Source organism: Stenotrophomonas sp. SbOxS2 (genome assembly GCF_013416715.1).
Classification (GTDB): domain Bacteria; phylum Pseudomonadota; class Gammaproteobacteria; order Xanthomonadales; family Xanthomonadaceae; genus Stenotrophomonas; species Stenotrophomonas lactitubi.
Window position 1 is genome coordinate 453,656 of sequence record NZ_JAAVXD010000007.1, and the last position, 13,223, is coordinate 466,878.

The following is a 13,223-nucleotide window of genomic DNA, read 5'->3' on the forward strand; positions in this document are numbered from 1 at the left end:
GCCGTGGCAGCTGCACCCCCCACGGTTCAGAACTTGTAGCGCACGCCGAGCATATACCGCGGACTCTGGTCGGCCAGCTTGACGATCATCTGCGAGGTGCGCGAGCGCCAGCGGACATCCTCACCGGTCAGGTTGATCGCCTCCAGGCCAAACGACCAGTGATCATCCAGGGTGTAGTTCACGCTGAGATCCCACTGCTCATACGCCTCCACATAGTACGGATTGCGGCTGGCACCCTGGTTGGCCAGGATCAGGTACTGGTCGCGCCAGTTCCAGGCAAGGCGTACCGACCAGCCGTACTTCTCATACATCAGCACGGCGTTGGCGGTGTCGCTCAGGCCGGTGAGCGAGAACTGGTCGATGCCCGGATCGCCGGCATTGTTGAAGCCCACATCACCATCGACCAGGGTGTAGTTGGCCAGAATGCCAAAGCCGGTATCGCCGAAGAAATACTGTCCACCCAGCTCCCAGCCGTGCAGCTTGGCCTTGTTCTGGTTGATGGGACGGTTGACGTTGAACTGGTAGAGCGGATCGGCAGCCGTGCCGTAAAGATCGTAGGCTGCCTCGGTGGCCAGCACCTGGGCGTCGGTGCCGTTGTAGGCGGCCAGCCCGGCCGGATTGTTGCGCAGCAGGGCCAGGGCGGTGAACAGCGAGGTGTCATTGGCCGAGCACGCCGCCGCGTTGGCAGCGCCCACCTGGGTGACGCAGGCACCGCTGTTGAGGAATGCCAGGGCCGCCTGCGCGTCCGGACCGGAGGTAGGATCGCGCAGGCCGTACAGATTTTCCTGGACAATGGTGTTGCCAACGAAGTTGTCGACCGATTTGTTCCAGTAGGTCAGCGACAGGTAGCTCGCGTCGGCGAAGTACCACTCCAGTGCCAGGTCCAGGTTGTCCGATTCCAACGGTTTCAGCTGCGGGTTCTGTGCAGTGCCGCTGGCCCGCGAGGACGGGTCGATCAGGACCGAGCCGAACGGCTGCTGGGCAGTCGGGCCGGCATACAGGTTGCCGATCGGTGCGCGCGCGATGCTCTTGCCGAACGAGACACGTCCCTTCAGGTCCTCGCGAAGATCGATGCTGAAATCAAGGTTGGGCAGGATGTAGCTGTAGTTGCTCTTTTCGGTGAACGGCTGCTGCTCGTCGGACAACACCACTCGGAAGTCATTGTTGGACTGCCACTCGATCGCTTCCGGGATGGCGATGTTCGAGGTGGAGACAACGTCCGTCGTTTCATAGCGCACACCCAGTCGGGTATTGGTACGCATCCCGCCCAGCTCGCCATCCAGCTCAACCTGGAAGTAGGCCGACTTCGTCTTCTCTTCCACCAGGTTGTCGGCGGCGCGCTTGGGGCTCACGCCGAGGCCCACGCCATACTCGTTTGCCGCCCACTGCGCGAGGCGGCCGGCGTCGCCGCGCCATGCGGTCCAGCTGCTGGCACTGTAATCATCAAACAGACCGACGATGTTGACCGGCTGCATCAGGTCCATCAGCCCGCCGGCCGTGTCACGGTTGACGTTGGCTACGCCCCAGTCACCCAGTGTCGAATAGGCCTCTTCGGCCTGGATGCGATGGGTGGTGGACTTGCTGCTGTCCACGCCGAACTGGAAGCGACCGCTGTCGAAGATCCACTCGCCATCCACGCGGCCCTGCTTGATCTCGCTGATCTGGGTCTGCGAGTTGACGCGCAGCACCTGGCTGCCGATCTCGCCCGGCACGAAGCCCGGGTTGACCACGCCGTTGGTATTGGCGGCTGCATCGGCGGCGGACGGGAACCAGACCTGGGTGCCGATCGGCAGGCCGTTGTTGAAGTTCAGCTCCTGCACCCATGAGCCGCCGCAATGCGGGCCGGTGGTGCAGTTGTTGGTGCCGGCGATGCTCATGAAGATGGAGCCACCGCCAGTGAGCGGGTCGTTCGGGCGGCTTTCGTTCTTCGAATTGTGCGCATCGAAGGTCAGCTTGAAGCGGTCGGTCACGTTCCATGCCGCATTGAAGCCCAGCGACCCCAGTTTGTACTTCTGCATGCTGCGCTGCTGCTCAAGGCCGAAGTCCTTGGTGCCGGCGATCTCGCGGATGTAGGTTGGGGTCGCTACCGCGCCACTGGTGTCGAATTCGACGTCGGTGTAATTGCTGTTCTGCAGCCACATGCCCTGCTCGCCACGATTCTCGGTGATCTCGTTGGTCGAATAGGTGTAGTCCAGGGTCAGGGTCACCGCATCGGTCGGCGCGAACTGCAGCACCGCCTGGCCGTTGATGCGCTCACGTTCGAACTCGGAGAACGCATAGCGCAGGTCATTGGGCCGGGCGTACAGCGCGCCCACCGCCGGTGCGTTGACTACCCTCGGGTTGCCCGGCATGGTGCCGGTCCACGGCTGCACATTCCAGTAGTTCTCGGTGGCCTGCACCGAGCCGCCCTTGCGCTTCTGGTAGCTGGCGCTCACGCCCACGCCGAAGGTCTTTTCCGGATTGGTGTAGCTGAAGATGCCGGACAGCTCCGGTGTCAGGTCGTCACCGAACGGCTGGCTGCGGTCGGAGACAGCTTTCGCGCCGGCACTGGCGACGATGCCCTCATGGTCGAACGGCCGCGAGGTAAGGATGTTGATGGTGGCACCGATGCCACCGCTGGGGACATTGGCCTGGCTGGTCTTGTAGACCTCGATGCCGTTGATGGCTTCGGCAGCCAGCTGGGCGAAGTTGAAGGCGCGGGTACCGCCGTCGACACCACCGATGGCGACCTGCCCGGACGCACCGAATGCATCGGCGCCGGGCATCTGGCGCCCATTGAGCGTCACCATGTTGAACTGAGGGCCGAAGCCACGCGCCGTCACCTGTGCACCTTCACCATCACGTCGTTCGATCGAGATGCCGGTGATGCGCTGCAGGGACTCTGCCAGGTTGGTGTCGGGGAACTTGCCGATGTCCTCCGCACTGATCACATCCACCACGCCGGCCGAGTCGCGCTTGATGTCCATGGCTTGGCTGAGGCTGTTGCGGATGCCGGTGACCTGCACGGTATCCAGCTGTTTGGGACTGGGCGGGTTCTGCTGCTGGGCGACAGGCGCGGCGGGTGACGTCTCCTGTGCGAATGCGGGATTGATGACCAGGACCCCACCGACAAAGGTGAACATGGCCCTGGAGGTGAACTTCGCCAGCGTCCGGCTCATCGACGAGCCCTCCGGCCTGGGGTACGACGGAACGAAAAAGCGCTCATGACTCTCCCCTCTGACATACGATCGAATGGATGTACCGCCCCTCCTGGGGGCACGCACGGGCGATGCCCGTCTTCCACACCGAACATCGCAGTGCGCTTTGCACCCACTGCGACTCACACTCGCTTTCAGACCTGCCGGAACAGCCGCGCGGTAAAGGGGGGGGGCATCCGCTGGCCTTACACCGGCCCAGTGGTAGCGCTACCATCGCGTCAGGGCGCAGACTACTCACCCGCAATCGCGCTTGTCATCATGCAGCGCAGCAAAGGGAATCGACACTTGAAGAACGGCCACAAAGCGGTCCGCCGGAAAGCGAGCGCCATCACCATCGATGACGTCGCTGCGCATGCAGGCGTTTCCGCCATGACGGTGTCGCGCGTCATCAACGGCCATGCCGGGGTACGCGAGGGCAACCGCGAACGCGTCCTGCGCAGCGTGCACGCGCTGGACTACCGGCCCAACCTCGCCGCATCCGCACTGGCCGCCGCGCAGCGCACGTGCATCGCCTTGATCTACACCAATCCCAGCTCCAGCTACCTGCGCGAACTGCTGGTCGGCGCACTGCGCGGGTCCACGCGGTCGGCGGCGCAGCTGGTGATCGCTGCATGGGATGAACTGGGCGCCCAGGCACGTCGCGAGGCGGCACGGCAACTTTCCACCACCGTGGCAGGGGTGATTCTTCCGCCGCCCCTGTGTGAGTCAAAGGACATCGTCGATGTATTCGTCAATGCCGGCATTCCCGCGGTATCCATCGCGTCCAGCCGCTTCAGCGACAGGATTTCCTGCGTGCGCATCGACGACCGCCAGGCCAGCCATGACATGGTGGCGCATCTGGTCTCCCTTGGGCATACCCGCATCGGTTACATCAAGGGCGATCCGAACCAGACGGCCAGTGCGCATCGCTGGCAGGGCTACCGGGATGCCCTGGCCGAAGCTGGTATCGTCTACGACGACGCGCTCGTCCAACCGGGCTACTTCACCTACCGGTCTGGACTGGAGGCTGCCGAGCAGCTGCTGACGCTGCAGACGCCACCCAGCGCGATCTTCGCCAGCAACGATGACATGGCATCGGCGGTCGTTTCCGTGGCGCATCGTCGCGGCCTGCAGGTGCCGGGCGATCTTTCGGTGGTCGGGTTCGATGACACATCCGCTTCGACGATGGTGTGGCCGGAGCTGACCACGATCCATCAGCCGGTAGCGGAGATGGCCGACAACGCGATGGACATCCTGTTGCGGGCGATCCGTCACTCCGCCTCGCCGGGACGCGCGACGGTCAATCACGTACTCGCGCACCGGTTGATCACGCGCGCTTCGGTATCGACCCCGCAGCGGCCCTCTGCACTGCGGGCATCGCCGATTGCAACGCGGCAATCCGCTGACGCCGATGGGCGCGGCGGCTGAAGCACCGCCCCGGGCCCGGTTGGCCTACAGCCGCCGCATCATCAGCTGGGCTGAGCCTGGGCACAGTCCACTGAACTGCGTCGACGCGGCGACGAATCCAGGTGCTGCATCGCGCGCGACGCACTCATAGCCAAGCTGCCCGAAGAACGGCGCTGCCGTGGTCGTGAGAAGGAACACCGTCCTGCCGCCCGCCGCTCTGGCATGCCGTTCCAGTTCCACAACCAGGTGCCGCCCCAGACCCCTGCCCTGCGACATCGGCCGGATCGCCAGCGAACGCAGGAGCACCACATCCCGGCTCGATTCGTAGCCCACACAGCCGAGCAGCTCTCCATCCAACGTCGCTGCCAGAAGGGTGATTGGCCTGCCTGCACGCAGATCCTCTGTAGGCAGGCCGCTGGCCTCCAGCAGGGCCAGCACCTCGGCAGACAACGCTGTCTCCATCACGCGCATGCGGCAGCCCTCTCTTCGTTCCGGCCCGGCGTGCAGCGGCAGCAAGCGCTCATCGTGCTCTCTGCGCGGCGTGGGCGCGGTCGCTGCTGGACGCCGCGTGTTGGCAGGGAAGCGCGGTCTGAAGTGCTTCGATGACCAGAGATGCGGCATCCTGCTGCAGTCGTTCGGCAGGCAGCTGCCGGATGTGCGAAGCCACCCGGTCGACCAGTTCATGGGGAAGGATCTGCCCCTGGCCGCACCACTGCCCTCGGCCTGCGTCCGCAATACCCTGGATATAGGCGCTCGCGCGGGCGCTCGACAGGTCCCGGCACTGATCACTGCTGCAGAATCCGCTTTCGCCCTTGCCCTGCAGGAGCCTGGCCAGCTCTGCTCCGCTCACGAACCACGTGCGCGCAGCCGGTGCCGTCTCGGCCAGCGCGGACCCCGCCAACAGGCAGAGGCAGAGCACAAAGGCGGCGGGCACGCAGCGCGCTCTCCTGCCGACCGGATCCCTGCGGATGCCCGTGTCTGTCATCTAGTTCTCCTGGGCAGCATGGCCGCGCTCCTGGATACGGTCCAACTGATTGCGTGGAGTGAACTGCGGGTCGTCCGCTCCCTCCAGCATGAGCTCGACCATTGCATCGAAGGTTGCAGCGGTCTCGCCAGACTGCGCAGGCGTCATGAAGCCGGAATCGCCCTTGCCGGCGAGGTGGACCGCAGCAACCGTCTCCCGCTCGCCGTCCTCGGCCCACAGGTAGTCGTGCACCAGTGCCTCGCCGTGCTCGCCAGGCTCAAGGAAGTCGGCGGCGCCGCGTGCCATGGCCAGAAACACGACCAGGTCATGGAGGTTCTCGGAATACGTCAGTGACCCTGCAACGAAGCACGCCCCTGCCTGATCGTAGGCCGCAAGCTTGATGTTCTCCGCCTGCGCGGATTGCAGGATGGCGGCCAACGCTGCGCGGTTGTCCGCATGCCGGGCCAGCATTGCATTGCAATCGGCGAGGAATTCACCCAGCTCCACATCACTGGACGCAGCCAGATCGGCGCCGCCGGGCAGGCGCCACCGGCCGGCGATCGATCGCCAGTCCTTCCACCTCGATGCCGCAGGCACCGGCGCGGCCAACCAGCGTGCAAGACGCTCGCGTGGCAGCCGCAGCCTGAGCAGGGCCGAATAGGGTTCGGACATGGCTCGCATCCATTCTCTGATCTTCGACAGCGAGCTTGTACCAAACAACGTCAGCCAAGCCAACTGCCGCAACCGGGCACGTGCTGTTAACGCTCCCGCATTATGCTGACTGCCTCATTGGATTTCCGCGAGGCGCGCCCCTTGACCAAGCTGCATGCCCTGATGATCGCCAGCTGCCTGTGTGCCTTCAGCCCACTGGCCCTGGCTGAAACCGTAAACCTGACCAACAGCGCCGACGGTGCCAACCGCGAGGCCGGCATTGCCGCGGTCAAGAAGAAGCTGCAGGACGCCTGCACCGATCGCAAAGGTTCTCCCGACGCGGCGTCGTTCGAAGTGGTCTTTGAAAAGACCAGCGACAACCCGAACGTACCGAAGCCGTATTACGTGGACGGCAGGATGAAGTGCGAGTTGCCGGGGTAAGCGCGCAATGCCACCGTCGGCCGTGCCTGCAGTACCCCCGCGGCGGCTGCGCGCCGCCCGGGGCCCATGCCGGAATCCCTAGCGACGCAGGGCGTCGATGATCACGCCGGTGGCGATCTCCACCAGCAGGTATTCCGTATCCGACTGCCGCACCCAGCGCTGACCGCGGCCGGGGTCGCGCAGACGGTAATGCGCGTAGTCGTCCACCCAGTAGCGCCGGTCAACCTCGGCCCAAGGCAAGCGGTCACCGCGGCGCCATGCCTTTTTCTGCCAGCCCGGCGGGGGTGCGTCGCGGTTGTGCGGGCCGCCTGCATGGGGCGGCGGTCCGTTGCCCCGTGCATGATGCGGCGGATCGGCCCAGGCAGGTGCAGCAACCAGGGTCACTGCCGCCCCCAGGGCAATGCCAAGCAAACGTCCGGTTTTCATGGGGATACTCCCGGTCCAGCCGCAGTATGCGGCGTTGTGGCCCTGAATATAGAGCAGCGCCTGTGAATGAATCCGTGCGCCCGGACCGGACCCGATCGGCGTCCACAAGCCCTTGTCAGCAGACTGCACCAACGATCATGTTCAATCACCCTCTGGTCGCTGGCAGTAGCGGGAAAATTCCTGAAGAGAGGCCTCCGCCGGTCCGCGATTGACCGGCTGCCTTACGGCATCGGCAATGGCCTCCGGCTCCATCTTCATGAAGGGGAAGCGCAGGAACAGTTCTTCGTTGAAGCGGGAGCTGATTGTCGACAGCACAAGCCGCAGAGACGCGAGCATGTCGTCGCCGCGATGGGATGCGTGCACCAGCACGATGGGCTTTGCAATCACAAGGTCGCCCGATACGAGCCAATCGATGGCGTTCTTCAGGCCGCCCGGAATGCCTCGTGCGTACTCGGGGCTCGAAATCAGAATGCCATCGCAGGCTTCAATGCAGCGCTTGAAGTGCACAACGCTGTCAGGCAAGGGCAGATCTTCAAGATCGGGAGAAAAAACGGGCAGTCCGCCGAGGTCGGCGTAGGTACTCAGTGCGATATCCGGTGGCGCGAGTTCTTCCAGCGCCCTCAGCAATGCGGTGTTGGTGGACAGCCGGCGAGCGCTACCGGATAGGGCAAGGATCTTCATCCCGGCACGCTATCACAGGCACCTGCCGCCGTGTCCGGCAATGACCCGCAGCGCGCCCTTGCACGTGGCAAACTAGCGGTGGTCGTTCAACGTCCATTGATCATGCACGGATGCGCATAGCCCATGACACGTCTGCTCATCATTGAAGACAACCCCGAGCTGGTTGCAAATCTCTACGCCTTCTTCGAGCCACTGGGCTACGTGCTTGACGATGCGCGGGATGGTGCCACCGGCCTGCGCAGGGCAACGCAGAACGATTACGACGCCATTCTGCTTGACCTGATGCTGCCCCGCCTCGATGGCATGGCACTGTGCCAGGCGCTCCGTCAGGAGTTCCAGAACCCGGTGCCGATCCTGATGCTGACCGCCCGGGATCCGGTGGAGGACCGCGTGCAGGGGCTCGCGTTGGGTGCGGATGATTACCTGGTCAAGCCCTTCTCCCTGAAGGAGCTGGACGCACGCATCAAGGCGCTGGTCCGCCGCGCCCAGGGCCGGCAGGTCCAGAGTGTGTTGGACTGGGGCGATCTGCGCGTCGACACCCGCTCGCCGCAGGCGTGGCGCCAGGGCCACACCCTCAATCTGACCCCGACAGCGCACAAGCTGCTGATGTGCCTGGTGCGGGCTGCCCCCGCGGTGGTGCGCAAGCAGGAGATGGAATACCTGATCTGGGGCGACGAGCCGCCGGAGAGCGGTGCACTGCGCACGCACATCCATGAGCTGCGCCTGCAGGTGGACAGGCCGTTCAACCCTGCACTCATTGCCACGGTGCACAGCGTTGGCTGGCGGCTGGACAGGCCCGCACTGGCACCTGCCGAGTAGTTGCTGCCGATGACTACCCGCTCGCTGAAGTCGCTCTATCGAAGCCTGACACTGAGAACGCGCATCACGGTGTCGTTCGTGCTGCTGATGGCCGGTGCCATGGGCTTCATTGTGCTGGTCGAACTGGTGGACTATGACGAGGTAAGAGCCTCCGTCGTTTCGATGACCCAGGACCGCGAGGTCCATCGGCTGCAGGCCGCGCTGGCCAGTGGCGACCAACCGGAACTGACGAAGGGCAGCCAGCTGTATGACGCGCGCTCGGCTCCTCAGGTGCTGCGCAGGTACGGGCCGGGCTACCACGGTGAAGAAGGCCCGAACGAATGGCATCTGCGGGTCTTCGAAAGCAACGGACAGCGCTACTACCTGCTGCAGGATGGCGAGCACTATGCCTACCTGGAGCATCTGATCAATGCCTTTGCGGCGCTGGTCATCCTCACCTGCGTGCTTTGCGCGTTCTGGATCGGCCGCCGAACCGCGACCCATGTCATCGCGCCCATCACCCGTCTGGCCGAGGCGGTGCAGAACAAGCACAAGCCCTTCCCCTACCAGGATGCACGCGATGAGATAGGTGTGCTGGCGCGCGCTTTCGCCCAGCACAGCGACGAGCTTGAGCAGTTCCTGCAACGCGAACAGTGCTTTGCAGGCGATGCCAGTCATGAGCTGCGCACGCCCTTGGCGATCATCGGTGGCGCGGCCGAGACACTGGTGCACCAGCTGCCCGCCGACAGCCACCTGGTGGCCAGCGCCGATCGCATCATGCGCACCACCCAGGAAATGCAGCGGCAGTTGACCTGCCTGCTGCTGCTTTCGCGTGACCCCAGGACGGTGCCGCGCAGCGTCGTGCCTGTGCGGGCGCTGATCGAGGAATGCAGGGAGCGATGTGCGCCGTGGCTTTCGGGAAAGCCGGTGCGCTTGGTTCTGGATGCGCCGCAGGACCAGCAGGTGCTGACCAATGCAGAGCTGGCCCGTAGTGTGATCTGGAACCTGCTGCGCAATGCCTGCCAGTACACCGACGAGGGCGAAGTACGGGTCGAGCTGCGGGGCGACATGCTGCGCATCGCCGATACCGGCCCGGGGTTGCCGCCCAGCATCGATGCGCAGCAGTTCAAGCGTTTCATGCCCAGTGCCCGGCAGAGCGGTGAAGGCCTGGGCCTGTCCATCGTGCAGCGCGCTGTCGAACACATGGGGTGGCAGATGACGGTCGAGACTTCGGCGCAAGGCTGCCGATTCAATTTGCAAATGTAGGCGATCGAGCCCAGCACCTGACAGCTTCCTGACACCGGGCTGCACATCCTTGCCGGATCTCCAAGTGAAGGCAGGACCGAAATGCAGCCAGGGCACCCCAATGGCAACGGCAAGTACCCGCACGGAAAGACCGGCCTGCGCCGCATCTTCCATACCCTGATCCATTCGCGCGATGGCTTCATCGCCACCTTTCGGGGAGAGGCGGCCTTCCGCCAGCTGCTGTTGCTGCATGGCGCACTGGCGGTCGTGGCCTTCCTGCTGGATGTCAGCCGAAGCGAGCGCGCCCTGATGCTGGTGGTCTGCTTCATCAGCCTGATGGTGGAACTGCTCAACTCGGCCATCGAAGCTGTGGTCGACCGCATCTCGCTGGAACATCACCCGCTTTCCAAGAATGCGAAGGACATGGGCAGTGCGGCGCAGACCACGGCGCTGTTGATGGTCGCTACGGTATGGGCCGTGGTTCTGCTGGGCTGAGCACGAAAGCTGACAACTTCCTGATAAACGCATCCAGATACTGCGCGCACTTCTCGTACAACGGATTGTGCACGTGCGTCCATGCTTCAGACTTTCCCCTCATCATCCGATCGTGCTTGTGTGGTGCACCGCGTTGTTCTTCGCCACGCTGGGAAACATCGCCCTCTGGAAAACACTGTGGTCTGTCATGGACATCCATGACCTGCGCAGCACCCTGTTCTTCTTCAGCCTGCCGGCGCTGCTGTTCTGCCTGTTCAATCTGTTGTTCACGCCGATCGGCATCCTTCCCTATGTACGCAAGCCGGTACTGGCGCTCCTGGTTCTCATCAGTGCCGCGTGCAGCTACTTCATGCTTCATTACGGCGTGCTGATCGACCGCGACATGGTGCAGAACGCGCTGGAGACCAACCAGGCCGAGATGACGTCCTATCTCTCGGTCCCGCTGCTGCTGACAGTGCTGTTGCTGGGCGCCCTGCCCTCGTGCGTGATGCTGGTCATGCGCAGTGGAAACAGCGGTCGACCCTTGCGGGCGGCGCTGGTATGGCTGGGAAATGTGCTGGCGACGCTGATGGTGCTGGCGGCGGTGACGTTTGCGTTCTACAAGGAGTACTCGTCGCTGCTGCGCAACAATCGCTACATCCGTGAACAGGTGCTGCCGCTGAATGTGGTCCGCCACACCTATGGTTATCTCAGGAGCAGCTACAGCGCCAAGGCGCAGCCATTGCGGGCTGTCGGCGAGGATGCCACCCGCATCCCCGGAAAACGGCCCCGCCTGGTGGTCGTGGTGGCTGGCGAGACGGCACGAGCACAGAACTTCCAGCTCAACGGCTACCCTCGCCCGACCAATCCGTACCTGTCACGCAAAGACAACGTCATCAGCTTCGGCGACGTTTCCTCCTGCGGTACCGCAACGGCCGTGTCGCTGCCCTGCATGTTTTCGCAGATGACGCGGTCGCAGTACGACGGAGTCGCTGCGGCATCGGAAGAGAACGTGCTCGACATCCTGCAGCGGACCGGTGTCAGCGTGCTTTGGCGCGACAACAACAATGGCGGTTGCAAGGGCGTGTGCGAGCGCGTGCCCACCGATGACATGCCTCCGCTGAAAGTGCCTGGATTGTGTGTCAACCGGGATGGCACCTGCCATGACGAAATCCTGCTGCACCAGCTGGGCGCTCGCATCGAGGCGATGCCGGGTGATGGGCTGATCGTGCTGCATCAGCTGGGCAGCCATGGGCCCACGTACTTTGAACGCTATCCGGCCGATGCCAGGACATTCAGCCCCACCTGCGACAGCAACCAGATCCAGAAATGCAGCAATGAAGCGCTGGTCAACACCTACGACAATACGCTGGTCTATACCGACCGACTGCTGGGCAAGGCCATCGACCTCCTGCAGACCTATGCGGACCAGCGCGATGTAGCCCTGATCTATGTTTCCGACCATGGCGAGTCGCTTGGCGAGCACGGCCTGTATCTGCACGGGACGCCCTACTTCATCGCGCCACGGGAGCAGACCCAGGTGCCGCTGGTGATGTGGTTCTCTCCCGCCTTCGCGACCCATGCACGACTTGAGGTTGCCTGCCTGCGTCATGCTGCGGGCACCAGATCCTACAGCCACGACAATCTCTTCCACTCCCTGCTGGGGCTGTTCGATATCAGCAGCGGGGTTTACGAGCCGGGCCTGGATGTGTTCGCGGGCTGCCGCCTACCCTAGCGTGGTCGACTGTCACAGTGTCTCCGCCAAACGCAGTACGTCCATGGGAAACGCGGCGTAATCGTCGAGCGGCGCGCTGTGGCTGTCCCGCCGGTGGATCTGCCTGACCGCGACCACGCCCTTGTCGGGAACAATGACCAGGTGCTGGCCGAGATAGCCGTTGGCTGCGTATGCCGCTACAGGCCCCCGGTCGATATCGAAGATGTCGCTGAGTTTCAGTCCGCGCCCGCTGATTTCGGCAGCGTAGCGCTGTGGCCAGGCAGGTCCCAGGCGTTCGGCCAGGAAGCTGATCAGCGCTGCCTTGCTGTCGAACAGCCGGCCCTCGGTGGCCAGCAGCACCTCCTGCATCCCGGCATCCACGCTGCGGGCAGACAGGAAGGCTGCTGCCGCTGATTTCAGCCGGTAGTGCTCCCAAGCGGGGATGCGCCACCACAGCAGGCCGACATCGGGGGAGCGTGCGCTCTCGGCGGTCATCAACGCCACCGAGCGTTCGCTCAGCAACCGCTTGCCGTCCGGGGCGACGCCACCGGCCAGCATCAGTCTTCCGATCGCCGCCAGATCAGGGGCTGACAGCGATAGCCCGGCCATGCCCAAGGGCGTGCCGGCCTGATCCTTCATCCATGCATGACCGGAGATGCCGAGTGGCTTGAACAGCCGTTCGTCCAGGTAGACATCCAGCGGCTTGCCGGCAAGCCGTTCGACGATGCCCGGCAGGAGATTGGTGGCCTTGTTGTTGTAAGCGAACGTGGTGCCTGGATCGGTGGACACCTCGGCCGCCAGCGCCAGCTTCACCAGATCCGGTGCGCCCTCCAGTTCCACGCCGGCGTTGGCTACGTTCTGCAGTCCGGAGGTGTGGTCCATCAGCATCCTGATCGTGATGTCCCGCTTCCTGCCCTGCCGCCATTCCGGGTAAACAGTGCTGACCGGCTCGTCAATGGAGGCGAGCCTGCCGTCATCGAGCAGCAGCCCGATGGCCAGGGCGACGACGGACTTGGTCGCCGACATGAGGTGGATCCGTTCTTCACCGGCGGCGGGTGCGATCTGCAGCAGGACAGCGCCCTCGCGCTCAACGAAGACCGCGTCGGAATGCGCATTGCGGGCATTCTGCTCGATCGCTGCGAGGGCGTCAGGCGTGTTGGCGCCGGCCACCCAGGGGCGCAGCGCGAGGAAGAATATGCAGACGAACAAACAGGCTCTCATGGCGGGCTCCTCCACTGGACAGACA

At 64.1% G+C, this 13,223-nt stretch carries 13 protein-coding genes; 6 read left to right on the top strand and 7 right to left on the bottom strand.

The genetic code is table 11. The features are described from left to right. Nucleotides 1-26 precede the first annotated feature (26 nt). On the bottom strand, nt 27-3,158 hold the full coding sequence (locus HFK18_RS16725) for a TonB-dependent receptor (protein ID WP_180167093.1): 3,132 nt from the start codon (nt 3,156-3,158) through the stop codon (nt 27-29). 408 nt (nt 3,159-3,566) lie between these two features. Here HFK18_RS16725 and HFK18_RS16730 point away from each other — a divergent pair, with 408 nt between their 5' ends. Further along, nucleotides 3,567-4,604, top strand: a complete 1,038-nt coding sequence (locus HFK18_RS16730) for a LacI family DNA-binding transcriptional regulator (RefSeq protein ID WP_257216279.1) — start codon at nt 3,567-3,569, stop codon at nt 4,602-4,604. A 24-nt stretch (nt 4,605-4,628) separates the two neighbouring features. On the opposite strand, the gene arsN2 is transcribed toward HFK18_RS16730, so the two are convergent. The 3 genes from arsN2 to HFK18_RS16745 are packed head-to-tail and all read right to left on the bottom strand — an operon-like array spanning nt 4,629 to nt 6,219. Beyond that, nucleotides 4,629-5,099, bottom strand: coding sequence for an arsenic resistance N-acetyltransferase ArsN2 (gene arsN2, locus HFK18_RS16735; RefSeq protein WP_180167095.1), 471 nt, complete (start codon nt 5,097-5,099; stop codon nt 4,629-4,631). Between the two features lie 4 nt (nt 5,100-5,103). Continuing rightward, a complete protein-coding gene (locus HFK18_RS16740) occupies nt 5,104-5,568 on the bottom strand; it encodes a Rap1a/Tai family immunity protein (RefSeq protein ID WP_180167096.1) in 465 nt (154 codons plus the stop codon). Continuing rightward, nucleotides 5,569-6,219 carry a hypothetical protein gene (locus tag HFK18_RS16745; RefSeq protein ID WP_180167097.1) on the bottom strand — a complete coding sequence of 217 codons (651 nt, stop codon included), beginning with the start codon at nt 6,217-6,219 and terminating at the stop codon, nt 5,569-5,571. Between the two features lie 141 nt (nt 6,220-6,360). Here HFK18_RS16745 and HFK18_RS16750 point away from each other — a divergent pair, with 141 nt between their 5' ends. Beyond that, nucleotides 6,361-6,639, top strand: a complete 279-nt coding sequence (locus HFK18_RS16750; protein WP_180167098.1) for a hypothetical protein — start codon at nt 6,361-6,363, stop codon at nt 6,637-6,639. 78 nt (nt 6,640-6,717) lie between these two features. Here the strand turns inward: HFK18_RS16750 and HFK18_RS16755 are convergent, their stop codons facing one another. Together HFK18_RS16755 and HFK18_RS16760 are read right to left on the bottom strand one after the other, a co-directional pair. Next, the gene (locus HFK18_RS16755; protein ID WP_025877128.1) at nt 6,718-7,065 is read right to left on the bottom strand and encodes an RcnB family protein; all 348 of its coding nucleotides are present in this window, start codon (nt 7,063-7,065) and stop codon (nt 6,718-6,720) included. Nucleotides 7,066-7,206: 141 nt separating this feature from the next. Next, on the bottom strand, nt 7,207-7,746 hold the full coding sequence (locus HFK18_RS16760) for an NADPH-dependent FMN reductase (protein WP_180167099.1): 540 nt from the start codon (nt 7,744-7,746) through the stop codon (nt 7,207-7,209). Nucleotides 7,747-7,869: 123 nt separating this feature from the next. Here HFK18_RS16760 and HFK18_RS16765 point away from each other — a divergent pair, with 123 nt between their 5' ends. From HFK18_RS16765 to HFK18_RS16780, 4 genes are all read left to right on the top strand, one after another. Continuing rightward, complete coding sequence (locus HFK18_RS16765) at nt 7,870-8,565, top strand: response regulator transcription factor (protein WP_180167100.1); 696 nt, start codon at nt 7,870-7,872, stop codon at nt 8,563-8,565. Between the two features lie 9 nt (nt 8,566-8,574). Then, entirely contained in the window at nt 8,575-9,810 is a 1,236-nt protein-coding gene (locus HFK18_RS16770) for a HAMP domain-containing sensor histidine kinase (RefSeq protein ID WP_180167101.1), read from the top strand. An 81-nt stretch (nt 9,811-9,891) separates the two neighbouring features. Then, the gene (locus tag HFK18_RS16775; protein WP_180167102.1) at nt 9,892-10,284 is read left to right on the top strand and encodes a diacylglycerol kinase; all 393 of its coding nucleotides are present in this window, start codon (nt 9,892-9,894) and stop codon (nt 10,282-10,284) included. Between the two features lie 118 nt (nt 10,285-10,402). After that, nucleotides 10,403-11,998, top strand: coding sequence for a phosphoethanolamine--lipid A transferase (locus HFK18_RS16780; RefSeq protein WP_343202980.1), 1,596 nt, complete (start codon nt 10,403-10,405; stop codon nt 11,996-11,998). 12 nt (nt 11,999-12,010) lie between these two features. Here the strand turns inward: HFK18_RS16780 and HFK18_RS16785 are convergent, their stop codons facing one another. Beyond that, the gene (locus HFK18_RS16785; RefSeq protein WP_343202972.1) at nt 12,011-13,213 is read right to left on the bottom strand and encodes a serine hydrolase domain-containing protein; all 1,203 of its coding nucleotides are present in this window, start codon (nt 13,211-13,213) and stop codon (nt 12,011-12,013) included. Nucleotides 13,214-13,223 lie beyond the last annotated feature (10 nt).

Excerpts from the sequence above, each read along its gene's own strand:
- HFK18_RS16725 (WP_180167093.1), bottom strand. The coding sequence starts at position 3,158 with ATGAGCCGGACGCTGGCGAAGTTCACCTCCAGGGCCATGTTCACCTTT.
- HFK18_RS16730 (WP_257216279.1), top strand. The coding sequence starts at position 3,567 with ATGACGGTGTCGCGCGTCATCAACGGCCATGCCGGGGTACGCGAGGGC.
- HFK18_RS16740 (WP_180167096.1), bottom strand. The coding sequence starts at position 5,568 with ATGACAGACACGGGCATCCGCAGGGATCCGGTCGGCAGGAGAGCGCGC.
- HFK18_RS16745 (WP_180167097.1), bottom strand. The coding sequence starts at position 6,219 with ATGTCCGAACCCTATTCGGCCCTGCTCAGGCTGCGGCTGCCACGCGAG.
- HFK18_RS16755 (WP_025877128.1), bottom strand. The coding sequence starts at position 7,065 with ATGAAAACCGGACGTTTGCTTGGCATTGCCCTGGGGGCGGCAGTGACC.
- HFK18_RS16760 (WP_180167099.1), bottom strand. The coding sequence starts at position 7,746 with ATGAAGATCCTTGCCCTATCCGGTAGCGCTCGCCGGCTGTCCACCAAC.
- HFK18_RS16765 (WP_180167100.1), top strand. The coding sequence starts at position 7,870 with ATGACACGTCTGCTCATCATTGAAGACAACCCCGAGCTGGTTGCAAAT.
- HFK18_RS16770 (WP_180167101.1), top strand. The coding sequence starts at position 8,575 with ATGACTACCCGCTCGCTGAAGTCGCTCTATCGAAGCCTGACACTGAGA.
- HFK18_RS16775 (WP_180167102.1), top strand. The coding sequence starts at position 9,892 with ATGCAGCCAGGGCACCCCAATGGCAACGGCAAGTACCCGCACGGAAAG.